Below are 24,266 nucleotides of genomic sequence, written 5' to 3' on the forward strand. Positions count from 1 at the left end.
AAATTTCATCCGCCTACTCTACTACGGCAACCGAATTCAGGCTGAATATGGCGGAAACACATCTTTATACAATCTTAATACAGAATCAGATACTCTTATACCATCTTTAAAGGCAATTATATATAATGGGTGCAACAAAAAAGTAATCATTCGTAAGGAGTTTTGATCATTTATGCCGGAAAAATCATATAAGAAAAAACATCTGACATCTTTTCAGCTAATAATTCTGGGATTTGCAGGAGTGATCCTTTTGGGAAGCATTCTTTTAATGCTTCCATTTTCATCTGTAGATAGAATAGCAACTCCGTTTCATGAGGCTCTTTTTACAGCCACTTCGGCGGTATGTGTAACCGGGCTTGTAGTAAAAGATACCGGAAGCTACTGGTCTCTGGCAGGACAGACGATTATTCTTATACTCATACAAATAGGCGGTCTGGGAGTGGTAACGGTGGCTGCATCTGTTTCCCTTCTTTCCGGTAAAAAAATATCCCTTATGCAGAGAAGTACCATGCAGGATGCGATTTCCGCGCCTAAGGTTGGCGGAATCGTCAGATTGACAAGGTTTATTTTAAAGGGGACATTTTTGATTGAAGCTGCAGGGGCAGTGTTACTGCTGCCGGTTTTTTTATGGGATTACAAAGGAAAGGGAATTTGGCTGTCAGTCTTTCATTCTATTTCCGCTTTTTGTAATGCAGGCTTTGATATTCTGGGAACATCTGCAAATCCTTTTCCTTCCCTGACAGGGTATTCTGCAAATGTTCTTATAAATGTAGTGATTATGCTTCTGATCATCATAGGGGGAATCGGTTTTCTCACCTGGGACGATATTTATACCAACAAAATGAAGTTTAAACGTTATCGCATGCAAAGCAAGATTATCCTTGTGACTACTGCATGCCTGATTTTAATTCCGATTATTTTTTTCTTCACCTGTGATTTAAAAAATCTATCCGCAGGGAATCGCTTATTAGCTGCGGCGTTCCAATCGGTAACTACAAGAACTGCCGGATTTAACACGATTGATATTTCAAAGATGAGTGAAGCCTCAAAAGCTGTTATGATATTGTTAATGCTGATTGGCGGTTCACCTGGTTCTACAGCTGGTGGAATGAAAACCACAACGTTTACAGTTCTTTTGTTAAATGCAATTGCCACATTCCGAAGCCAGGAAAATGCAGGGGCTTTTGGCAGGAGGCTGGAATACCATGTGATAAAAAATGCGGCGACAATCGCCATGCTTTATTTTACGTTATTTTTTTGCGGCGGACTTGCAATCAGTATATATGAAGAACTTCCTCTTTTAGACTGCCTGTATGAAGCTGCTTCAGCTGTGGGAACAGTAGGACTCACGTTGGGAATTACACCGAAGCTTCATATGTTTTCGCAAATTGTGCTGATTATACTGATGTATTTGGGGCGTGTAGGTGGTCTGACTCTGATTTATGCGGTGCTTTCAGGAAGAAACAGGGGAAATGCAAAACTGCCTCTGGAGAAAATAACAGTTGGATAAGAAGGAGAAAATATAATTATGAAAAATGTATTGCTTATTGGACTTGGAAGATTTGGAAGACATATTGCTAAGCAGCTGAATCAGCTGGGACATGAAATTATGGCAGTTGACTGGAATGAGGAGAGAGTAGATAAAGCATTACCATTTGTGACCAATGCGCAGATTGGTGACAGTACCAATGCTGAATTTTTACGTTCCCTTGGAATAGGAAATTACGATATCTGTTTTGTAACCATTGGAGGAAGCTTTCAGAATTCTCTTGAAACAACTTCCCTTCTGAAAGAACTGGGAGCGAAACTGGTGATATCCAGGGCTGAGCGTGATGTTCAGGAAAAATTCCTTTTGCGCAATGGTGCGGATAAAGTGGTTTACCCGGAAAAGCAGGTTGCAAAGTGGGCCTCGATCCGTTACACAGATGATCACATCCTCGACTATATGGAGGTGGATGCATCCCATGCGATTTTTGAAGTGGAAGTGCCGGAAGAATGGGTTGGAAAAACAGTAGGAGAACTGGATATCAGAAAACGCTACAATATTAATATTCTGGCAGTAAAAAATGAAGGAGAATTTGGTATTGCAATTTCACCGGATACGTATTTTGAAGAGAATCATAAATTACTGGTGTTAGGAGAATACAGAGCCCTTCAGAAATGTTTCCGAATATAGTCATTTGTTATGGAGAGGCTGCTATAGAGGTGAAGACAATGGCAGAAGGAATATTGGCAGTTACTGTATTTTGTATGTTTGGACTTGGATTTTATATTGCAAATAAAGCAGATCAGTTTTGGGGCGAAATTCAGGAAAATATGGAAGAAAAACAGCAGTCATCGAAGACATTGTTTTTGAATACTCTTTCAGATGAAGAATTGTTAAGAGAGATTCATGAGTGTAAAATTGAATATAAGGAAGCTGAAATTATAATTTTTGATGGACAGTCCGGGTATGAAAAAAAGAATTTTGACCATAATACAGTCGCATGATATAATTGCAAAAAAGGCAGAAAAAGGGGACTGGCAGGATGAGTCTGGGAATTGAAGAGGACAATAAAAAAACAGATGAACCGGATATTGATATCCATATTATTCCGGATACGGTCAAAACAGGAAACTATCAGAAACGGTCATTTACATGGTATATGGAAAAACCGTCTGCAAAGGATTATTTTCTGACAGTTTTTATATTTGCAGTATGTACTTTGATTGGTCTGCTGTTTCAGAAGCTGGATTTCACGGACACGAATATTGTAACCATATACATTCTGGGGGTTTTGCTTACTTCCATTGTGACAGATGGTTATCTATGCAGTGTAGCCGGTTCTTTCTTAAGTGTCTTTTTATTTTGCTTTTTTCTGACAGAACCAAGGATGTCTTTTCAGACCTATGCAGTGGGTTATCCGGTGACCTTTCTCATAATGCTAATTTCATCCGTACTTACAGGGGCACTTGCGGCAAAGCTGAAAACACATGCAAAGCTTTCTGCACAGCTTGCTTTTCGTACACAGATTTTGTTTGATACAGACCGTTTGCTGCAGAAAGCAAAAGGAGAGATAGAGATTCTTGATGTTACCTGTACACAGCTCCTTCGCCTGCTGAATCGTAATATTACAGCATATGTAGTAGAAAATGGAGCATTATCAGAAGGGAAGCTTTTCTCTGGAGAGGAAAAAGAGGACGCGGAAGATTTTTTAACACCTGAAGAACTGAAGATAGCCAGATGGGCCTATGAAAACAGACAGCGTGCCGGTGCATCCACACATCATTTTCCACAGGCCAAATGCTTATATCTGGCAATCCGGAGCGGGAACAATGTTTATGGAGTAATAGGAATACCGCTGCAGAAAGAAACACTGGACTCTTTTGAATACAGTATCCTGCTGTCCGTGATAAATGAATGTGCACTTGCAATGGAAAACGCACAAAATGCCATGGAAAAAGAGAAAAATGCAGTGATAGCAAAAAACGAACAGTTGCGGGCAGATCTTCTTCGGGCAATTTCCCATGATCTTCGAACTCCCCTTTGCTCCATTTCAGGCAATGCAGACATGCTTCTTAGCAACAGTGAACGGCTGGATGAAGCTACAAAGCATCAGATCTATACGGACATTTATGATGATTCTGAATGGCTGATCGGAGTTGTGGAGAATCTGCTTTCCATTACCAGGCTAAATGATGGAAGACTGAAATTCAAATTTACAGATCAGCTGCTTGATGAGGTGATCGCAGAGGCTCTGCGGCATATCAGCCGGAAGCATGACGATTATAAAATCGTAACTGACTGTGAAGAACTTGTTCTTGCACGTATGGATGTCCGCCTTATTATACAGGTTCTGGTAAATTTAATTGACAATGCCATAAAATATACGCCGCCAGGTACTGTAATCAGCATCCGGGGAACTAAAACAGATGGAAAAGCGCAGATAAGCGTGGAGGATAATGGACCTGGGATTCCGGAAGAAATGAAGCCGCATATTTTCCAGATGTTTTATACCGGCAAAACAACAGTTGCGGATAGTCACCGAAGTCTGGGACTGGGGCTGGCGCTTTGTCACTCTATTATAGAAGCCCATGACGGAACCCTGATTCTGACGGACCATGATCCCCATGGATGTAATTTTACTTTTACTTTACCTTTAAGTGAGGTGACATTGAATGAATAAAACATTAATTCTGGTGGTTGAGGATGACAGACCTATAAGAAATCTGATCATTACGACGCTAAAAACACATGACTATAAATATCTGGCAGCAGAGAATGGTTCTTCGGCCATTCTGGAAGCTTCCTCTCATCATCCGGATATTGTTCTTCTTGATCTCGGGCTTCCAGATATGGAAGGGGTAGAGGTAATAAAGAAAATCCGTACCTGGTCGAACATGCCGATTATTGTGATCAGTGCCAGAAGTGAGGATACAGATAAAATTGAAGCACTGGACGCTGGTGCAGATGATTATATTACAAAACCGTTTTCCGTGGAGGAATTGCTTGCGCGTATTCGTGTTACGCAAAGGAGACTTGCAATAACGCAGACCGGAGAACAGCAGGAAACCTCTGTTTTTAAAAATGGTGAATTAGAGATCGATTATTCGGCTGGCTGTGCATATCTGAAGGGTGAAGAATTACATCTGACTCCTATTGAGTATAAGCTGCTCTGCCTTTTATCCCGTAATGTGGGAAAAGTATTGACACATACATTTATTACCCAGCAGATCTGGGGACAGTGTTCTGAAAATGATATTGCTTCCCTCCGCGTTTTTATGGCAACACTTCGAAAAAAACTGGAACCAGAAAAAAATGGTGTGCAATATATCCAGACGCATATTGGAATCGGATATCGTATGATCAGAATTGAAAGCAATAGTCTGGCCAGGTAATTATTTCCTTAAAAATCATTCTTGAATTACCTTCCTGTTTGTGATAAAATGCCTATTTGCATAAAAACGGGAGGTGCTATATGACATTTTATCAGGAACTTCAGTTGAATCAGGCAGGTTCAAAAGACCTGCTGAAAAAAAGTGAGACCGCAAAAGAAAAAATCTATCATCTGTTTGTATATATGGCGAAGGTAGCGGTCACAATGGCGTTTTGTTTTTTATTTGTTACTATTTTCAGCATTCTGCTTGGAAATGAGAACAGTATTGTAGGTGTCGTTGTCTTATTATGTCTTATGGTATTTCGAAATGCCGATCTCGGAATCCATACCGGACAGTCTACCATACTTCTGGCTTTGTTTTTCGCAGTTATGACTGTGTGTCCACATCTGGCAAATCAGCTTTCCCCGGTACCGGGAATGCTGTTAAATATTGCTGCATTGGCAGTGCTGATTCTGTTCGGCTGTCATAATCCATTTATGTTTAATCAGTCCACACTCGTTCTTGGATATCTGTTGCTGTATGGATATGACGTAACAGGGAAAAGCTATGAGATGAGACTGGTGGGAATGGCAGCAGGAGCTGTACTTACCTGTCTGGTATTTTATCGGAATCACAGAAACCGGGTTTATAAAAGAAAGATACAGGATGTACTGCAGGAATTTGATCTCTCTTCTTCCAGGACAAAATGGCAGTTATGCCAGATCCTGTGTGTACCGGCTGTACTTTGTATTGCAGAGCTTTTTAAAATGCCACGTGCAATGTGGGCAGGTATTGCAGCTATGTCAGCGATCTTACCGTTTATGGAAGACATGCAGTACAGAGTGAAGAAAAGAATTGTGGGAAATATTGCAGGAGTTCTTTGTTTTACAGCATTGTATTTCCTGCTTCCGTCATCCATCTATGCATATATAGGAATCCTTGGCGGAATCGGTGTAGGATTTTCCGCAAAATATGGCTGGCAGGCTGTATTTAATACATTTGGCGCTTTGGCTATCGCTGCAGAGAGTTATGGATTAAAGGGTGCAGTCAGTCTCAGGGTGATTCAGAATGTATTTGGTGTTGTGTTTGCTCTGGTATTTTGCGCTGTGTTTTATTTGGGTATGTCAAAAAAAATGGCAGGAGAAAACTGATATAAGTAGCCATTTGGTTGGATGCAATTCTGACTGAATGGCTTATTTTTATGCAATAGAAAATATAAAATTTCAAAAATATATACGCTGAAATCAGCCTATTGCAGTATACGAAATCTCAATAACGTGATATAGTTAGCTTAAATAGGCTTTTTAGAAAACATGCCGTATTTCATATGGCTTCCTGTAGAGCATTGCATCCGCGGTACCTATGGTTGGGAAATCAGGGAGGAGATTGCAGAGCTTCTGGAATCTGGTCCCATTGATAAAACTACCTTTGGAAGCCATTTTTGCCGGAAGTGCCAATCATTGTAGATTCGCTCTGTTGCGCAGGAGTAACGCCAGAGAGTCATGAACTGGCTCTGGAAGCTATGAAAGCGTGTTAGATCAAGGTTATTTAAGCAATCATGATATCTGGGAAAGGTGATATTATGCATTATATTAGAATTACAAAAGAAAACATTGACAAGGAACATATCTGCTGTGCTATGTCAGGAAAAAACAGTATCGTAAAAAAAGAGTGGTTAAAACAGCGTTTTGAAGAAGGATTGGTTTTTTATCGGAGTGCAGAGCGCGGAAAGTGTTTTATTGAATATATTCCTGCTGAGAATGCCTGGGTGCCCATTGATGCAGACGGATATATATACATTAACTGCTTATGGGTTTCCGGTTCCATGAAAGGACACGGCTATTCCAATGATTTGCTGAATGAATGCATTCGTGATGCAAAAGAACAAGAGAAAAAGGGAGTCTGTATTCTGTCTTCAGAAGGACGAAAAAAAGAATTTCTGGCAGACCCGAAATATTTAAAATTTAAGGGATTTTCTGTTGCAGATACTTCGGACTGCGGAATCAATCTTATGTATTTACCATTTGACACAGATACTGAGCCGTCAAAATTCAAAGAATGTGCAAGACACCCGAAAGTAGAAGAGGAAGGATTTGTTCTCTATTATACAGATCAATGTCCTTTTACCTGTTACTGGGTGCCTCGTGTAGTGGAAGTGGCAAAAGAACACAATATTTCTTTAAAGGTAATTCATGTTACAAGCAGAGAAGCTGCACAGAACGTTCCGGCACCGGTGACAACGTATGCGCTATTCAGAGATGGAAGGTTTCTGACACAGGGAATACAGTCTGATAAAAAATTTCTGGCTCTTGCAGGCCGGGAATCTGATAGAAAATGAGTTGGCAGAGGAGAAACGAATATGGTAAAAATTATTTCAGACAGTACCTGCGACCTTTCGCAGGAATTATTGAGAAAATACGAGATTGACATTCTTCCACTTCATATTCTTCTGGGTGATAAAGAATATGGGGATGGAAAAAACATTACCCCGGATCAGATTTATACCTGGTCTGACGCAAATAAGACAACGCCTAAAACTTCTGCTCCTGCCCTGGCAGATGCCATGGAGCTTTTTCGCCCATATGTAGAGGCTGGAAGGGAAATTGTCTGCTTTTCTATTTCAGCAGGTATGTCCACCTCTGGAAATGTGATGCGCCTTGCTGCTGAAGAGCTGGGGGCTTCTGACAGGATAAAGGTAATCGATTCTGCAAACCTTTCTACAGGCATCGGTCTTCTTGTAATAGAGGCTGCAATTATGGCAAAGAATAACCGGACAGCTTCCCAGATTGTTTCTGAGATAGAGCGGTTAAAACCAAATGTGAGAGCAAGCTTTGTGGTAGATACCCTTACCTATTTATACCGTGGTGGACGCTGCAATGCAGTAGCGGCTATGGCCGGCGGTGTTTTAAAACTGCACCCCAGGATTGTAGTAGAAAATGGCGCTATGAATGCTTCTAAGAAATACCGGGGAAAAATTGATTCTGTTATCATGGACTATGTTAAAGATATGGAAAAAGATTTAAAAAATGCGAGACCAGAACGTGTATTTATAACACATTCTGGCTGCAAACAGGAAACTGTAGAGAAAGTGCGGGCTTATCTGGAAGAACTAGACGTTTTTGATGAGATATTGGAAACAAGGGCAGGTGGTGTGATATCAAGCCATTGTGGACCTGGTACATTAGGTGTTTTGTATATTGCAAAATAAGGAATGCGCGTGGATTGAAAGGAAATAACGAGCTATTTGCCCGATCAGCATACATGCATGGTCGCAAAGGGGAAGCGCCTTCTTAGAATAAGCAGTATTCTTTGGAATCAGGTCATATCGTGAAGGAAAATTATTGGATTAAAAATAATTTTACTGGCTGTAATGATAGTGACAATGAAATTCTTTTACTATATTCTGATAATGTAAAGATTTCATAATATTGATTGTGGAAAGGGGGCAGCAGAATGAAGAAAAGGATATTGACTGTGGTGATTGCAATCGCAATACTGGCAGGAATTGCGGTGCCGATAAGGGCAGAAGAAACTGTTTCGGCAGAAGCCGTGGAGTGCCTGACAGAGATGCCTTATGTAGCATTACCGGAAGAGGATTTTGAGTTTGATGAAGACAGCAGAACGATTACTGCGTATATCGGAACATCTGTGGATGTTATTATACCGCGTACGATTGGTGGTGTGCCGGTAGAAAATATTTCTTATAATGCTTTTGAATGTGCAAGAGATTATGTGCTTTCGGATATGGCAACCAATCAGAAAGAAGGCGAGTGGCTGCCAATGCGCTGTCTGATTCTGCCGGAGACATTGAAGTCTATAGAGGACAGTGCTTTTACCCACTGCCATGATCTGGAAACTGTGATTTGTTATGCACCTCTGGAAAATACGAATAAAGGTTTATTTGAGGAATGTAAGGGATTGAAAACAGTGATTTTTGTGAACGGGGTTGGAGAGATGGATAATTACCTGTTTAATTACTGTAAGAATTTGAAGACCGTATGGTGGAAGGGAAAGGTAAACAGAATCGGGGTACAGTGTTTTGGAGCTACAGGTTTGGAGCAGTTCTGTGTGAATGCGAAGAATATTGACAGTTGTGCATTTATCGGATGTGAAGATTTGAAGGAAATACACATTCGCAGCGGAGTTGAGAATCTTAATATGACAGCATTTGCAATGCTGACAGGAATCGAAACAATTTGTCTGGAAGGGATTGATCCAGATGTAATGGAAGCAGACTGGATGAACTTACAGAACAGCACAGTTACTATCATGGTGCCAGAGGATACTACTGATGAACAGCTGCAGCTTGTGACTCAGAAGTTTGCCAGTGCATATATAATTGTAAATAAATCCCAGGTACAGAAGGGCAGCTGCCAGCTGTCGGATGATCCAATGCCGGATATTGATGGCATAGTTGGTGAATATGGTATTTAACCGAATCAAGTAGCGAAGCGGACCTGGAATATCCGCTTGACAGGAAAATCTGATTAACCGTCAAGGTACATTGATATTGTATGCATGAAAAGATCCCAGTAAAGTGGAGGCGTTTTAGCCATTCGCTTTGCAAAGGGATCTTTTTCTGATTTGCATACTCAAATGTCTGCAAAAACAGGTTATTTTAATCCGAAGAATATAGAATAGTTAAGCTATATATGATAATATAAAGACATCATACACATAGGAGCTTCGATAATTTGAACACAGGTCACGAAGCGACTGCGTTCATGAGCAAGTAGCAAAGCGGACCTGGAATGTCCGCTTTACTTTATCAGAAAGGAAAACAAATGAGAAAAGCAATCGTATATGCATCTGTGCATCATGGAAATACAGAAAAATTAGTAAAGCGCATAGCAGACGAGTGTCAGTTCAGTTTAATTGATGCTGTAAAGCAGCCAAATGCAGATCTGAGCAGCTATGATATGATTGGTTTTGCATCGGGAATCTATTTTTCGAAATTTCATCAATCATTATTGGGATTTGCGGAGAAAAACTTACCAGACAACAAAAAGGTATTTCTGATTTGTACTTATGGTGGAAATGCAAACTATAAATCCATAGAGCAGATTTTGAGTAAGAAGCATTCTAAGGTGATCGGAAAATTCGGATGCAAGGGTTATGACACATTTGGTCCATTTAAACTGGTTGGTGGAATTGCAAAAGGGCATCCAGATGATGAAGATATTAAAAATGCAGTTGAGTTTGTAAGAGGATGCCAGATAAAACATTGTTGATGGTATCTCCTTATTTTGGAAATAGAAATATTGTGATTGGCGAGGGAAAATGCGGATAAATCAATCTGTTAAAAGGAGAGCGAAAATGATGATCAGAGACGCAAAAGAAAAAGACATTCCGAGAATTCTAGAGTTATTAAAACAGGTGCTGCAAATTCATGCAGATATAAGACCTGATATTTTTATTCCGGGTACAACAAAATATACCATAGACGAATTGAGAGAGATTTTGAAGAATAAAGAAACACCAATATATGTTGCAGTAAATGAGGCTGATGTTTGCGTAGGGTATGCATTTTGTCAATTACGGGAGCAGCCTTTTTCAAACAATATGGTTCCATTTAAATCTCTTTTTATTGATGATCTGTGTATTGATCAGGAAGCACGAGGTCAGCATATTGGTGAAAGCCTGTTTGAATATGTAAAAAACGAAGCAAAGCAGCTGGGCTGCTATGAAGTGACATTGAATGTATGGACAGGAAATACTTCAGCAGAAAAGTTTTATGAGAAAATGGGAATGCGAACAAAAGAAAGACAAATGGAATACATATTATAAAAAAACAATGTGGTTTGGATATCAGATGGAGGTACCTATGACTGAAAGAGAAAAAATGCTGGCAGGAGAACTGTACGATTGTGGAGATGCGGAACTGCTGACACAATGGCATAAGGCAAAAGATCTGGTAAGAGATTATAATCAGATGAATTCTGCGGATGCAGATGAAAAAGAACGAATTCTGAATGAACTTCTTGGCGGAAAAGGCAAAAACTTATGGATAACGGCTCCTTTTTACGTTGACTATGGTAATAATATCTACTTCGGAAATAACTGTGAAGTAAATATGAATTGTACCTTTCTTGATGACAATATAATTCGTATCGGTGATAATGCCTTAATTGCACCGAATGTACAGATTTATACGGCATTTCATCCGACAAATGCCATAGATCGCTTCGGGATACCTAAAGAAGACGGATCATTTGAATTTTGTAAAACACAAACAGCACCAGTTATCATTGGAAATAATGTATGGATTGGTGGCGGAGCTATTATTTTACCGGGCGTTACCATCGGGAATAATGTTGTGATTGGAGCCGGCAGTGTTGTAACAAAAAATATTCCCGACAATGTGATTGCTGTAGGCAGTCCTTGCAGAGTGGTCTGTAGGAATCAGTAACAAACATGTTTTATCCAGATAAATATACAAGTGGGAGATATTATGCCTGAAATACAGAAGAAAATTGAATTACTACAGAAAATTGCACATCGATTTAATGAGGCAAATATAGAGTGGGCTTTAGGCGCATCTATGCTGCTGTACTTTAAAGGGATTCTTTCAGAATTTCATGATATTGATTTAATGATCTCTGTTCATGATGCTGAACAGGTCCGGACGATTTTATCAGAAATGGGAGAACTTCACGCACCGATTTGATTTCCGGTATTATTGCAGTTATATCGGTATTGGTAGGAACTTATATGACGTCAAGTGGAATCAAAAACTGTAAATAAAAGATTTTAGGGTTAGGAGGGATTAATAGAACTATGAGCAAAAGATTGCTGGTAGAGCAGAAGCATACAAAAGCGGGAATAGAGTTTATCAAAGAAGGTCTGGAAGAGTTTGGCATAGAGAAAAAGCAGACCATAAAGACAATGCTTTTAGTAGAGGAAGTATTGGTGAAATTAAGGGAGCATGCCAAAGACCCTGATGAAAATATCTGCATTATTTTGAATAAAAGGTTTGGCAGGGTATATGTGAATCTGTCACTCCGTGGTGAGAAATTCCAGTTTATTTATGGTCATACCATAGAAGAAGTACTGGACCAGGAAAATGATGATCTTCAGAGCGTACAGGAAAAAGAAGAAAAAATAATCCGGGATGTCCTTCTCAAGGCGAATGAAGAAAGACTGAGCTATAAAAACAAGAACAACATGAACCTGGTAGAAATTACAGTACAGAAAAATCCCCATGCCATGGTATTACATACAATGCTGGCTTTAATAGCTGCAATCGTAATAGGTGTATTGATGAAAGTGTTTGTACCTTCAGGCGTGAACGAAGCACTGAACAATACTATTTTTACATCTATCAGCACAATGTTCCTGAATGCTTTGAAGATGATTGTAGGCCCGGTAGTATTTTTCTCCATAGCATGCTGCATTTCCCAATTTGGAGATCTGAAAGAAGCCGGACGTATTGGTGGAAAAGTCATGGGCTTTTACCTGCTTACCACGGTTCTGGCAATTCTTACGGCAACAGGTGTGTTTGAATTATTGAAGCCAGGTAATCCAGAGCTTGCGGCAAAACTGGCTGGAGATGCAGCTGCGGTGTCGGTTTCGGATGTAAGTATTTCAATCAAGGATACAATTGTAGGAATCATTCCGGCAAACTTTGTAAAACCGTTTTTAGATTCCAACATGATGCAGCTCATCTTTTTGGCAGTTCTGATTGGAATTGCATTAGAGAAGATCGGGGAGCATTCCAGATTATTAAAGGATATATTCGAAGCATGCAATGACCTGTTCCTGAAGATTACAGTGATGCTGGTACGCTTCATACCTGTTGCAACCTTTTGCTCCATTGTATCGGTTGTATTAAAGACAGGACCGGATGTGCTGTTGTCCATGCTGGCCATGCTGGGAACTTTTGCAGTAGGAATCGTGGCGATGATCACTGTATATTGTATATTACTTGGAGTAATCGGCCGTTTGAATCCGATTCCCTTTTTGAAAAAATACAGTCCCACAATGCTTCAGGTGTTCGGCATGGCTTCCAGTAATGCGGCGATCATTGTGAACATGGATGCCTGCGAGAATAAACTTGGTATATCAAAGAAAATCTATTCCCTGTCTATTCCCCTGGGGGCAACGGTAAATATGGACGGAACCTGTATATATCTGGTGATATTTGGCATGGCACTGGCAAGAGTTTTCGGTGTTGATATCAACGGTGGAATGATGCTGTCTATGTTTTTCTCCGTGTTTGTTCTTTCTGTAGGTGCGCCAGGAGTTCCAGGAGCGGGGCTTGTATGCCTGTCTGTACTTCTGACACAGTTGAATGTTCCGCTTGCAGGAATCGGACTGGTCATGGGACTGGACTCTCTGCTTGGAATGATGCGTGCAATGAGCAACAGCCTGGGCGATGTGACAGCATCCCTAATTGTTGCAAAATCAGAAAAGAAGCTTGATATGGAAAAATATATGAGTTAGATTGAAGAAACTATAAAAAATAGGTATTAAGCTTTCGTATAGAAGCTACATGCAAATCCATGGTTTATGTCAGGTACATGCACTTGCTTATAATATATTTAATTAGTTTAGATGATTGGCGTTATCTGCAAATATGAGAAAACAACGCATAGAATTTCTCCAATTTTTAAATTTTCGACGACGGTCAGGACGGTGATTTATACTACAAATACCATTGAATCCCTGAATTCTACCTACCGGAAACTGAATCGCCAGAGAAGCGTATTTCCAAGCGATACAGCTCTATTAAAGGCACTGTATCTTGCCACATTTGAAGTTACCAAGAGATGGACCAGTACGATCCGGAACTGGGCACAGGTGTATGGTGAACTGAGTATTATGTACGAAGGGCGCTTTCCAGAGTAACGAATAAACAGGCGAATAAGACGGGCGGAAAACCGTCTGCTCTCACAAAGTTCTTCCTCAGCTTAGCATCCCATTTCCTTCGTATGCCACGCCCCCACGCAGTGAATAGCCCCTCACGTCCCCTTTTCCGACGCGGAGACGTAAAGTGGTGTCATGAGCAGGAGTTAAGGTGTAGGTGACATTCTTCCCCTTCCATTTAAGATCCACGCGGATGTTTCCGCGGGCAATGAACCCCGTGGCTTCCCCATTTCTCCAGGAGGGTGGGAGCGCAGGGAGAAGGACAAGCTCCTCTCCCTGGCTTTGAACCAGGATCTCGGCAACCGCAGCACTGTAACCTAAATTTCCATCAATCTGGAACGGTGGGTGGGCACAAAATAAATTGGGATAGATACCACCTCTTCGTATTCCCATTTCTTCCATTGGATCTACTACATAAAACAGGTTTTTCATAATTTTCTCCACATGAGCGCCATCTTCCATACGGGCCCACATCAGAACCTTCCAAGCCAGACTCCATCCGGTTCCCTCATCCCCCCGAAGTTCAAGACTCTTTCTCACTGCTTTATATAATTCTGGTGTCTGTGGAGTAATGCCGCAGCCAGGATGAAGCTCATAAAGATGAGAAACATGGCGATGATGCACATCCTGTTCTGGAAATTCCTGGTTCCATTCCAGAATCTGTCCCTTGCTTCCAATAGCAGTAGGTACCATGCGCTCCAGCGCTTCCAGTACATCACACATTATCTGATTCTGCAAGCCAAGCACTTCACAGCCCTTCACATAATCTCGAAACAGATTTCTTGCAATGGCCAGGGTGTTTTCACTGTATTCTGCTACGGAACAATCCTCATAAAATAGATTTTCCGGTGAGGTGGCGGGACAGATGGCAAGTCCCTGATCTGTTTCCTGAAGCTGAGCCAGACAGAACCGCACATTTTCCTCAAGTATAGGCATGATTTCCTTCAAATACTCTTTATCTTCTGTAAATAAGTACTGGTCGAATAGATTTCGGCAGAGCCATGCCTCCCCAAAAGGCCAGAACGCCCACACCGCCTTTCCTGTTGCAGGAGAAGTTTTACCCCAGATATCCGTGTTGTGAAAACAGGCAGTTCCTTCACAGTTAAGCAGTTCTCTGGCGGTTTTCTGTCCATTTTTAACCAGCGCTTTGCAAAGATTTACCAGTGGTTCCTGCATTTTGGCAAGATTCAGGGGTCCTGTCATCCAGTAATTCATTTCGGTATTGATATTTACGGTGAAATCACTGAACCATGGTGGAATAATATCATTGCTCCAGATTCCCTGCAGATTGGCAGCCTGGGTCCCTGGTCTGGAAGATGAGATGAGCAAATATTTTCCGAAAGCAAACAGGATTGCATAAAGCTCCGGGTCAGATGCGCCCTCATGAAATGCGGCAAGACGCTCTCGCAGATCATACTGAGAAGTTTCAGCAGAAATCTTCTGTACATCATCCCACAGTCTCAATGAAGTTCTCCCATAAAAAGACCTGTATTCCTCTACGTGCTCGTTCAGCAGCTCTTCAAATGGTTTTGAAAGTTTTTCTAAATCGGCAGCCAGCATATGACGAATTTGGGCATCGGAATATTGCTCAGTATATGCTTTGTCAAATCCCCGGAAGCTGGTACGGATTGCCATACGGATTTCCACCCCAGTTACATGCTCCAATAGAATTCCATCAGCAGATCCAGTAGCTCTTCCACCTTCTGCAGTTACGCACCCTTCTCCTATAAAGTGTACACCCTGAAGCTCTGGTTCGTCCGGGAAAAGGAACTCTTCCGGTTTATTTTCCTTAATAACCTTCAGTCCGCTTCTTCCCGGACAGATTCCGGTAAGCGTGAAATGATTTTCCTTATAATCTTTCTCACGGATAAAGGTTCCGTCACAGTGGACCAAAATAGAAAATGGCCGGCTGCTATTAATCTGATACACAAGTCCCTGAGCCGGTGCGCTGATAAAGCAGGTACGTGTAAACTTAGCTCCATTTCTCACATAGCACTCAGACGCCACAGCCCTGTCTAAATCCAAATGTCTCTCATAATCTGTCACAGCTGTATCTGAATCTGGCGAAGCACCTGCAACTGTATCTCCATCAGCACCATAATTATCCTCCACAAAATCCAGAAGCAGATCTCCAAAGGGCAGATAAACCTGTACATCCTCAGCTTCTTCCAGCTTCTTTTCCATAACCTGTTTTGCTTCTTCATATTTCCCTGCTTTTGCAAGCTCCCTGGCCTGCTTCACTACTTCAGGGGAAAGTCCGGTCTGTCCGCTGTAAGGGGAGCCTGACCATAAGGTGTCTTCATTTAACTGTAACACCTCATGATCCAAAGCTCCGTGAATAACCGCTCCCATTCGTCCATTTCCCAGTGGAAATCCCTCCAGCCAGCATTTTGCCGGATTTTTAAAATACAATTCCATATATTTATTCCTTTCATTATGATTTGCCTACTGATGATACTTCTTTCCATATTCTGATGGCGAAATTCCCATGCATTTCTTAAACAGCCTGCTGAAATAAAGCTGATCGTCAATTCCTACCATGGAAGAAATCTCTTTCATGGACATGGTATTTTCCTTGATCAAGGTTGCGGCTTTGCGTATCCGCAGATTATTCAGATAGTTGGTAATGCTTGTGCCGACCTCAGATTTAAAAATCCTGCACAGATAACTGGAGCTTAAATTTACGTTTGCAGAAATAGAAGACAAGGTCAGCCTGTACATGTAATTTTTCTCCATATACTCCAGAGTTTTTGCAACATCAGTTTTATAGTGTCCCTCATTAGAGGAAAATTCCCGGAACACACTTCGCGCTTCCTCGTAATTTTTCAGCATCTCCTGATAGGGCATATCCGGTGCAAAGGACTGGTACATGGTAAAACGATTGTATAGCTTTTTTACCAACTGTTCCACCTTAATTTCACTGCCGGACAGCTCCGTTTGGGAAAAAATAACCAGTGCGCTATAATCGTTCAGAACCAGAATATAGGGCTGCAACACTCCCTGAACCGCATCCAGGATCATATCCCGCAGAAGACTCCCGGAGATGGAAAATGCTTCATTAGATAAAAACTTCTCAAAGGTTACATAGCAGACGGCACAGGAGTCTTCCATAAATGCAAGTCTGGTTTTAGCATGCTGTCCCATAAAATCTGAAAGCTTTACATCCTTCTGGAAAAATTCCAGCAGCAGCTTTGATATATTCTCTTCCTGATCCTTTTTTTCAGTTTCCCAATGCCTGGGCGCTCTGTCCTTTAATTTTTCTACCGTTTTATTCAGACAGGCAAGAAGGGTATCTGGCTGGATCTTAATTTTCAGCAGATAATCTGCCGCACCAAGCAGCAGTGCACTTCGCACAGAATCAAAATCCTCGTAATTGCTAAGCACCAGAATTTCTCCCGGACAATTCTTTTCCTTTAAAGTCCGAATCAGCTCCAGCCCGTCCATCTCAGGCATTTTCAGGTCTGTGATGATCACATCCGGATGATGCTGTTCGATCAAAGGCAGTGCTTCAAGTCCATTTGATGCCGTTCCGCAAATAGAAAAGCCATGCTCCTCCCAGGGCAGGATGGAACGAAGTGCAATTTTTACAATGGGCTCATCATCCACAATCAGTATACTGTACATGTATCGTCCTTTCTGACTAGAGTGTGTTTGAAAAAGGCTTTCTGCAAGATGTGCGTCACAATTTGTGGGAGATTGCGGGAATGATTTTTCAAACAGGCTCCAGTTGTGTATTTTATGAAAGCGTATCCGCATAAAGCTCCGGCAGGGTCAGGGTACAAGTAGTTCCGTGCCCAGGCTGGCTGTTAATTTTCAGCCCGTATTTTCGTCCGAAATTCAGCTGGATCCGGTCATTTACATTGGCGACGCCAATCCTTTTCCGCTCCGGGTGAGGCGCCAGGGCGTCATCTGTCACCTCAAAGCCTTTGCCGTCATCAGACAGTTCGATCATTACATCCTCATTTTCCCGCCAGCAGGTAATCTGAATCTTCATCACCGTGCCATTATCTGACGAACCGTGCATTACCGAGTTTTCTGCCAGGGGCTGCAGAATCAGCTTTGGAACCAGGCAGGAGAGCTGCTCATCCTCCTCCACATGGAAAGAATATTCAAAGCTTCCTGCATACCGGATCCTAAGAATGGAAAAATAATTTTCCAGATTTTCCAGTTCCTCCTGAATCGTAATATATTCATTCTTATTGGTAAGGGTATTCTGTAAAAGACTGCTTAGCGCCTGGATTCCGTCGCTTACAATCTGATCCTTATGCATGGCAGCCACAAACCGAAGACTGTTCAGAGTATTGAAAAGGAAATGAGGATTTAGCTGATACTGAAGCATCTGCAGCTCCAGCTCTCTTTTTTTCTTTTCCTGGGACTTCTGCTGATCCATCAGATGTTCGATGGTATCTGCCATATGATCCATGCTGCCGGAAAGCCGGGAGAGTTCATCCTTATGCTTGTCCTGAATACGCACAGATAATTTTCCTTCGGAAACCTCACAGCAGAATTCCAGCATTCTTTTAATAGGAGACATAATTCCCTGATATACCATGGCTACAATTACGATGCACAGTAAAACCAGAAATACTACCACCACAAGAATATGTTTCAGCATGGCATAAACCTCTGAATTGATATAATGGTAAGGCATGGTATATACAAACAGCTGATTCAGATTTTTATTAAAAATATAGGTTACCAGCTGATCCTCCCCATCCTCCTGGATGCTAAAGGAACTTGTTTTCTTTGGAAGCTTTTCCTGGATTTTTTTCAGAAGCTCATCGCCAGTTTTCTCCCCCAGGGCTATACTTCGGTTCCAGGAAGAGAGCACCGTTCCATCCAGATTCATATACATAATATTGGAAGAATCTGACAGTCCCACAGGCTCCAGTACTGTCTTGGAAAAGATTTTTTCTTCAATAGAAATCAGAGTGTATCCAATTACCCGGCTTTTGGAATAATGCTCGTAAATCCTTCTTCCAAGAACCAGAATATTTCTGTCACGGTAAGTATGTACATAAGCCCACACATCCTGGTCCTGCTCTTCAAGCTGCGACAGGATCCGGTCCACATCTTCCTGATAGAACCCGTCATAGCCCAGATCATAAAAAATATTTCCATCGGTATCATAGACAGTAATATTTTTTGCCTGGGCAGGATAGATGATTTTATTGCGGATCATGTTTTGAATCTCAAGCATCGCCTGATTCTTCTCCATATCTGTCATGTCTTTTTTTAGAAGACCTTTTTTAATCTCTTCACTAATACAGATGGAACCACACAGATACTGGTATTTCTCAATCTCACTTACCATATTCAGATTGATCATGGACAGGGTCTGGGAAATAGATGCAGAAAGCTTCTCCTGAAGTGCCGCGGAAAATATATGAAAAGAATAGCCGCTGATTCCTACCAATGGTATAATAGAAATCATCAGAAGGGCAATTACAAGTCTTGTTTTGATGCTGAATTTACGAAATCCCTGAAAATGATATTTTTTTTCCATGGAGGCTCCTCCTGTTACTGGCCATGACGGGTATCTGTCAAAATATTATTATTTTCATTCATTATACAGGAAAAAAACAGAATAATCTATGTAAAAGCAAAAGATGAAAAAATAATACATATATGCCGCAAGAAAATCCATATCAGATATTATTTACAAGAAAATGCTCCATAACGAGAATCGTTTTATTAATTTACGACAAAAGATTTTCGCAATATAATAGCATCATCAGGCAAACGTAATAAAACAGCCAACCAGAAGGAGGAAACACCATATGAAAAAAAGATTTGCAGCATCCGCAATGATTCTTGCCATGAGCGCAGCTACTGTACTTTCTCCGCTCACAACATTTGCGGAAGCAGAAGAACAGGAACTGAACATTGCCATTTTCCAGGGTGGATACGGAGATGCTTACTGGAATCAGATGGTAGAGCTTTTTGAAGCAAGCCATGAGGGCGTGAAGGTAAATATGACGATCAGCCCGACTATTGGTGATATTATCCGTCCACAGATTGTAGCCGGAAATGCACCGGATTTTATCTGCCTCAACGATGGTGGTGAGGACGGCGTAATCCTTTCCCTGATCAAAGAGCATGCGCTTTTAAACCTGGACGATGTATTTGACGGAGAAAACTATGCTGGAACCGGTACTCTTCGCGATGACATTACAGACGGAATTCTTTCCAGTACAAAGTGTGCACCATACGGAGACGATGAAATTTATCTGGCACCATTTAACAGTGGTCCGCAGGGTCTGATCTACAACAAGACCTTTTTCGATGAGAACAATCTGGAAGTTCCAAAAACATGGGACGAGTTTTTCACACTTGGCGATACCTTAAAGGATATTGACGGACGTGCGCTTTTCACCTATCAGGGAATTTATCCGGGATACATGGAAGAAATGCTCTGGCCGGCAATTGCAAATGAGTGCGGTGAGGAAGCTCTTACCAAGATTGCCAATTATGAGGAAGGTTCCTTCAACAACGAAGGTGTGTTAAAGGCTCTTACCCATATCAAAGAAATTGCAGAGAAAGGTTATCTGTTAGAGGGTACTGTAGGTATGAACCATACAGAGTCCCAGACAGAGATGATGCTTGGAAAAGCTGCATTTATCACGAACGGAACCTGGATGGAAAATGAGATGCAGGATGCTCCAAGAGAAGAAGGCTTTGAGTTTGCAATGGCCCCGATCCCAACTGAGAACGCAGATGATGTGCATTATGTATTCGACAGCTGTGAGCAGTTCTCCATTCCGGCTGCTGCAAAGAATCCGGAGCTTGCAAAAGAATTCCTTCGTTTCCTGTACAGCGATGAATCCGTATCTGCATTTGCAGAGGCTTCCGGTGCCCTCTATGCTACCAAGAGTGCCCGTGAAGTAGCAAAAGATAAGCTGTCTACTGCAATCTATAATATGTACGGAATCTACGAAGAGGCAAATGCTTCTTCCCTGATCATGAGCTTTGCAGCAGTTCCGGCTGACTGCAAGATCAACCCGAAAGATGAGATCTTCAATCCGATCACTTCTGTTATGAACGATGAAATGACAGTAGAAGAGTGGGCACAGAACGTGGAAGCTGCTTTCGCACAGGTTCGTGCTGATATGGAAGCTGCCAACTAAACTTCATATGCCAGCCGGATAAAAACGGTAAAGCATGGAAAGGCTGCTGCACAGTGTATGCGGCAGCCTTTTGTAACCCTGAACAGATAGATTGCCAATCGGTGATGTCATCCACATTTTTCAATATTTAAATTTAAAGAGGTGAGCAAGCGTGGTAAAAAAGCCCAGATTATTTATAGCCCTGTGTACGCTTCCTGCATTGATCTTAACCATTGTTTTTATGATTGTCCCTATGGTAAATGCCATTTATCTGTCTTTTACCAGTTCCACTGCACTTAGCGTAGGCTTTAACAGCAAATTTGTATTTTTGGATAATTACAGGTATATGTTCCAGGATAAGGATTTTCTTCAGGCACTGTTTAATACTCTTAAGCTGATGCTGGTAATCCCGGCTGTGACCATATTTCTAAGTCTTGTATTTGCATTTATCCTTACTCAGGGACAGCTTAAGGAAAAGTCATTTTACCGGACCGTATTCTTTTTCCCAAGTATTGTTTCCATGACTGTAGTTGGTATTGTGTGGTCCTTTGTGTTTAATCCCACAAGAGGAATTCTGAATCATATGCTGGATCTGTTCCATCTTTCCACCTGGAAACACGCATGGCTTGGAGAGGGAAAAACGGCTCTCTGGTGTATCGGTGCAGCATTGGTTTGGCAGGCCATTGGTTATTACATGGTCATGCATGTGGCTTCCATTGATGGGATTTCCCAGGAGGTTTATGAAGCTGCTTCCATTGACGGTGCAACAGGAGTGCAGAAGTTCTTTAAGATCACCATTCCGTTGCTTCGCAGATCAATTGGAACGACCTATATACTTTCCCTGTCTGGTACTATCAACTTAAGTTTTACCCTGTCCAATGTTATGACAGGTGGTGGACCTAACGGCGCATCCAGTGTCCTGTTGCAGTATATGTACACCCAGGGTATGAGAAATGCCAACTTTGGATATGCCATGGCAATCGCCATGTTTACCCTTGGCCTTGCAATCGTCCTTGCAATGATTTCTAAAAAAATATCATCTGAAAAAGAATAGGAGGGAGACTGATGAAAACTGTAAGAACCTGGTGTATCAGAATCCTGATGATTCTGTTTACCGTTATCTTTTTGTATCCGCTTTTCTGGAACCTGATGTCTGCGTTTAAGACAAATGCAGAATATCTGACAGATCCTTATGCATTGCCCGCAGCTTTGAATCTGGATAATTTTGTGGCAGCATGGCAGAAAGCAAATATTGCCGCTTATTTTGGAAATTCCATATTTGTGACAGTGCTTTCCACTGTATTGCTTCTGCTTTTGGTCATTCCCATCTCTTATGTACTGGCAAGATACCGTTTTGTGGGCAGCAGGCTGATTTCTACGGTCTACATGGCTTGTATTTTTCTGCAGGCTACTTACATTATGATTCCTTTGTTTCTGGAATTACAGGCTGTGAACGGATTAAATAACCTGCCGGTATTATGTCTTGTTTATGCAGTTATGCAGTTTCCTTTCTGTATTTTTACCTTACAGGGATTTATGTCTGCGGTACCAAGGGATTATGAGGAGTCTGCAAGAATTGACGGTGCTACTAATATCCAGCTGTTGTTAAGAGTTATGGTGCCTCTTGCAAAACCCGGGATTGCGACCATTACGATGTTAAGTGCCATGGGCTTCTGGAATGAATATCCACTGGCACTTGTTCTTCTTACGGAAGATGCAAAGAAAACCCTTCCCATCGGTATGGCAAACTTGTTTGAGGTGCAGAAATATGCTACAGACTGGGGTGCCCTGTTTGCCGGACTTGTAATCGTTATGATCCCAACAATTATTATCTATCTCATTGGACAGAGATATCTGCTTCAGGGAATCGGTGCAGGCGGGTTGAAGGGATGAAAAAAGGAGAAATCATATGCCAACTGATCAGGAATTAATAAAAATAGTTCCCTCCTGCCGCCAGATTGCCTATCAGGCAACAGAGTTTTATGCGTTTTTTCATTTTGGAATGAATACGTATACCAATCGGGAATGGGGAGATGGAACGGAAAATCCACAAATTTTTAATCCTACAGAGTTTGACGCAGACCAGTGGGTGACTGCAGCACAAAATGCCGGCATGAAAGGCGTAATCCTTACCTGTAAGCACCATGACGGCTTCTGCCTGTGGCCTACCAGATATACCAGTCACAGCGTTGCAGCAAGCCCGTGGAAAAATGGCAGGGGAGATGTGGTCCGGGAAGTGTCCGAAGCATGCCGCCGCCATGGACTGAAATTTGGAATTTATCTTTCTCCATGGGATCGAAACCAGCCCTGCTATGGAACGGGAAAAGAGTATGACGATTACTACCTGTCCCAGCTTACAGAGCTTCTTACCAGATACGGGGAAATCTTCAGTGTCTGGCTGGATGGTGCCTGTGGGGAAGGACCTAATGGGAAAAAACAGGTCTATGACTGGAATCGCTATTACGAATGTGTTCGAAAATATCAGCCAGACGCATGTATCTGTGTGTGCGGGCCAGATATCCGATGGTGTGGAAATGAAGCTGGCGATGTAAGAAAATCTGAGTGGAGTGTTGTTCCTGCGCGTACAGCACTTGCAGAGAGTGTACAGGAAAGAAGCCAGCAGACCGATGATGAGGAATTCAGAATGCGCCGGATTACCAGTGATATGGAAGATCTTGGAAGCAGAAAAGCGCTTGAAGGTGAAACGGATCTGATCTGGTATCCGGCAGAAGTAAATACTTCTATAAGACCTGGATGGTTTTATCATCCAGAAGAAGATGATCAGGTGAAAAGTCTGGAAGAGCTGGTTCATATCTATATTGGGGCTGTTGGAGGAAATGCAACCTTTTTGTTAAACATTCCACCTATGCCAAACGGACTTCTTCATAAAAATGATGTTAAACGTCTGGAAGAATTTGGAAGTTGGAAAAAGAAATCTTTTGCTCATAATTTAATGAGTACAGCACATGTTTTTTCGGAAAATGAAGATCCGGCGCATCCGGCTTCCAATTTGACAAAGGATACTTTAGAAGCATGGTATCAGCCTGAAAGCAGTGAGCTGCCAGTAGAGATAACGATTTGCCTGGACGACTCATACAATTTGGGGTATCTGGTATTAAAAGAGGCTGTCTGCTATAGCCAGAGAGTGGAAAAATATGAGGTATTTGTTAAAGAAGGGGAAATATGGAACAGTATTTACACAGGAACGGTAATTGGCTATCAGAAGATCATTCCTGTTAAGGGGAAAAAAGCCAGGGAAATGAAAATTGTTTTACATGATTTCCGTGTACTTCCGCTTCTAACGTTTATTGGGATTTATCCGGAAAATACCTGAGCAGTTAAGTATTGTTTTATATTATTTCATAAATTAAATAAATAATTATTTATAAAAATACCCTTTAGGAGTAGAAATCATCCTAAAGGGTATTTTCCTCTTAA

22 protein-coding genes and 2 pseudogenes are annotated in these 24,266 nt (G+C 41.6%); 20 read left to right on the forward strand and 4 right to left on the reverse strand.

The features are described 5' to 3' along the window. Positions 1 to 172 precede the first annotated feature (172 nt). The 16 genes and pseudogenes from PGQ38_RS16935 (at position 173) to PGQ38_RS17010 (ending at position 13,704) form a co-directional block, all read left to right on the forward strand. On the forward strand, positions 173 to 1,510 hold the full coding sequence (locus PGQ38_RS16935) for a TrkH family potassium uptake protein (RefSeq protein WP_270432753.1): 1,338 nt from the start codon (positions 173 to 175) through the stop codon (positions 1,508 to 1,510). 18 nt (positions 1,511 to 1,528) lie between these two features. Next, complete coding sequence (locus tag PGQ38_RS16940) at positions 1,529 to 2,176, forward strand: potassium channel family protein (RefSeq protein WP_173735587.1); 648 nt, start codon at positions 1,529 to 1,531, stop codon at positions 2,174 to 2,176. A gap of 38 nt (positions 2,177 to 2,214) precedes the next feature. Beyond that, positions 2,215 to 2,490: a hypothetical protein gene (locus PGQ38_RS16945; protein ID WP_173735588.1), complete on the forward strand. Its 276-nt coding sequence runs from the start codon at positions 2,215 to 2,217 to the stop codon at positions 2,488 to 2,490. 38 nt (positions 2,491 to 2,528) lie between these two features. Next, positions 2,529 to 4,166: an ATP-binding protein gene (locus PGQ38_RS16950; RefSeq protein WP_243271359.1), complete on the forward strand. Its 1,638-nt coding sequence runs from the start codon at positions 2,529 to 2,531 to the stop codon at positions 4,164 to 4,166. Then, entirely contained in the window at positions 4,159 to 4,878 is a 720-nt protein-coding gene (locus tag PGQ38_RS16955) for a response regulator (protein ID WP_118578082.1), read from the forward strand. Before PGQ38_RS16950 ends, PGQ38_RS16955 begins: the two co-directional genes overlap by 8 nt. An 80-nt stretch (positions 4,879 to 4,958) precedes the next feature. After that, the gene (locus PGQ38_RS16960) at positions 4,959 to 6,008 is read left to right on the forward strand and encodes an FUSC family protein (RefSeq protein ID WP_173717784.1); all 1,050 of its coding nucleotides are present in this window, start codon (positions 4,959 to 4,961) and stop codon (positions 6,006 to 6,008) included. Between the two features lie 180 nt (positions 6,009 to 6,188). Next, positions 6,189 to 6,394: pseudogene (locus tag PGQ38_RS20205) on the forward strand (amidase); the annotation flags it as partial. 45 nt (positions 6,395 to 6,439) lie between these two features. After that, positions 6,440 to 7,195 carry a YoaP domain-containing protein gene (locus PGQ38_RS16970; protein ID WP_187564821.1) on the forward strand — a complete coding sequence of 252 codons (756 nt, stop codon included), beginning with the start codon at positions 6,440 to 6,442 and terminating at the stop codon, positions 7,193 to 7,195. Between the two features lie 21 nt (positions 7,196 to 7,216). Then, the gene (locus PGQ38_RS16975) at positions 7,217 to 8,065 is read left to right on the forward strand and encodes a DegV family protein (RefSeq protein ID WP_270432761.1); all 849 of its coding nucleotides are present in this window, start codon (positions 7,217 to 7,219) and stop codon (positions 8,063 to 8,065) included. A gap of 245 nt (positions 8,066 to 8,310) precedes the next feature. Next, entirely contained in the window at positions 8,311 to 9,291 is a 981-nt protein-coding gene (locus PGQ38_RS16980) for a leucine-rich repeat domain-containing protein (RefSeq protein ID WP_270432764.1), read from the forward strand. A gap of 350 nt (positions 9,292 to 9,641) precedes the next feature. Next, positions 9,642 to 10,088, forward strand: a complete 447-nt coding sequence (locus PGQ38_RS16985) for a flavodoxin family protein (protein WP_118578117.1) — start codon at positions 9,642 to 9,644, stop codon at positions 10,086 to 10,088. A gap of 85 nt (positions 10,089 to 10,173) precedes the next feature. After that, on the forward strand, positions 10,174 to 10,644 hold the full coding sequence (locus PGQ38_RS16990; RefSeq protein ID WP_148462037.1) for a GNAT family N-acetyltransferase: 471 nt from the start codon (positions 10,174 to 10,176) through the stop codon (positions 10,642 to 10,644). 37 nt (positions 10,645 to 10,681) lie between these two features. After that, positions 10,682 to 11,266 (forward strand): sugar O-acetyltransferase, encoded by a 585-nt coding sequence (locus tag PGQ38_RS16995; protein WP_148462038.1) that lies wholly within the window; start codon positions 10,682 to 10,684, stop codon positions 11,264 to 11,266. A 42-nt stretch (positions 11,267 to 11,308) separates the two neighbouring features. Beyond that, the gene (locus tag PGQ38_RS17000) at positions 11,309 to 11,524 is read left to right on the forward strand and encodes a nucleotidyltransferase family protein (protein ID WP_195991016.1); all 216 of its coding nucleotides are present in this window, start codon (positions 11,309 to 11,311) and stop codon (positions 11,522 to 11,524) included. Between the two features lie 110 nt (positions 11,525 to 11,634). Further along, complete coding sequence (locus PGQ38_RS17005) at positions 11,635 to 13,299, forward strand: dicarboxylate/amino acid:cation symporter (RefSeq protein ID WP_270432766.1); 1,665 nt, start codon at positions 11,635 to 11,637, stop codon at positions 13,297 to 13,299. Positions 13,300 to 13,422: 123 nt separating this feature from the next. Next, a complete protein-coding gene (locus PGQ38_RS17010) occupies positions 13,423 to 13,704 on the forward strand; it encodes a transposase (RefSeq protein ID WP_270432782.1) in 282 nt (93 codons plus the stop codon). A 57-nt stretch (positions 13,705 to 13,761) separates the two neighbouring features. Here the strand turns inward: PGQ38_RS17010 and PGQ38_RS17015 are convergent, their stop codons facing one another. The 4 genes and pseudogenes from PGQ38_RS17015 to PGQ38_RS17025 form a co-directional block, all read right to left on the reverse strand. Beyond that, complete coding sequence (locus PGQ38_RS17015) at positions 13,762 to 16,140, reverse strand: glycoside hydrolase family 95 protein (protein ID WP_270432768.1); 2,379 nt, start codon at positions 16,138 to 16,140, stop codon at positions 13,762 to 13,764. Positions 16,141 to 16,167: 27 nt separating this feature from the next. Next, positions 16,168 to 17,346, reverse strand: coding sequence for a response regulator transcription factor (locus PGQ38_RS17020; protein WP_270432771.1), 1,179 nt, complete (start codon positions 17,344 to 17,346; stop codon positions 16,168 to 16,170). Between the two features lie 15 nt (positions 17,347 to 17,361). Then, positions 17,362 to 17,478 (reverse strand): annotated as a pseudogene (locus tag PGQ38_RS20900) (DUF6783 domain-containing protein); the annotation flags it as partial. Beyond that, complete coding sequence (locus tag PGQ38_RS17025; protein WP_270432774.1) at positions 17,459 to 19,228, reverse strand: sensor histidine kinase; 1,770 nt, start codon at positions 19,226 to 19,228, stop codon at positions 17,459 to 17,461. The gene PGQ38_RS17025 and the pseudogene PGQ38_RS20900, both read right to left, overlap by 20 nt. A gap of 274 nt (positions 19,229 to 19,502) precedes the next feature. Here PGQ38_RS17025 and PGQ38_RS17030 point away from each other — a divergent pair, with 274 nt between their 5' ends. The 4 genes from PGQ38_RS17030 (at position 19,503) to PGQ38_RS17045 (ending at position 24,162) form a co-directional block, all read left to right on the forward strand. Beyond that, positions 19,503 to 20,849: a carbohydrate ABC transporter substrate-binding protein gene (locus PGQ38_RS17030; protein WP_118578097.1), complete on the forward strand. Its 1,347-nt coding sequence runs from the start codon at positions 19,503 to 19,505 to the stop codon at positions 20,847 to 20,849. Positions 20,850 to 21,000: 151 nt separating this feature from the next. Beyond that, positions 21,001 to 21,882: a carbohydrate ABC transporter permease gene (locus tag PGQ38_RS17035; RefSeq protein WP_148462043.1), complete on the forward strand. Its 882-nt coding sequence runs from the start codon at positions 21,001 to 21,003 to the stop codon at positions 21,880 to 21,882. Positions 21,883 to 21,893: 11 nt separating this feature from the next. Next, positions 21,894 to 22,721: a carbohydrate ABC transporter permease gene (locus PGQ38_RS17040; RefSeq protein ID WP_118578099.1), complete on the forward strand. Its 828-nt coding sequence runs from the start codon at positions 21,894 to 21,896 to the stop codon at positions 22,719 to 22,721. A 16-nt stretch (positions 22,722 to 22,737) separates the two neighbouring features. Beyond that, positions 22,738 to 24,162 (forward strand): alpha-L-fucosidase, encoded by a 1,425-nt coding sequence (locus PGQ38_RS17045; RefSeq protein WP_270432779.1) that lies wholly within the window; start codon positions 22,738 to 22,740, stop codon positions 24,160 to 24,162. Positions 24,163 to 24,266 lie beyond the last annotated feature (104 nt).

The sequence above is a fragment of the Blautia faecis genome, assembly GCF_027662325.1.
GTDB classification, from domain to species: Bacteria; Bacillota; Clostridia; order Lachnospirales; family Lachnospiraceae; genus Blautia_A; species Blautia_A faecis.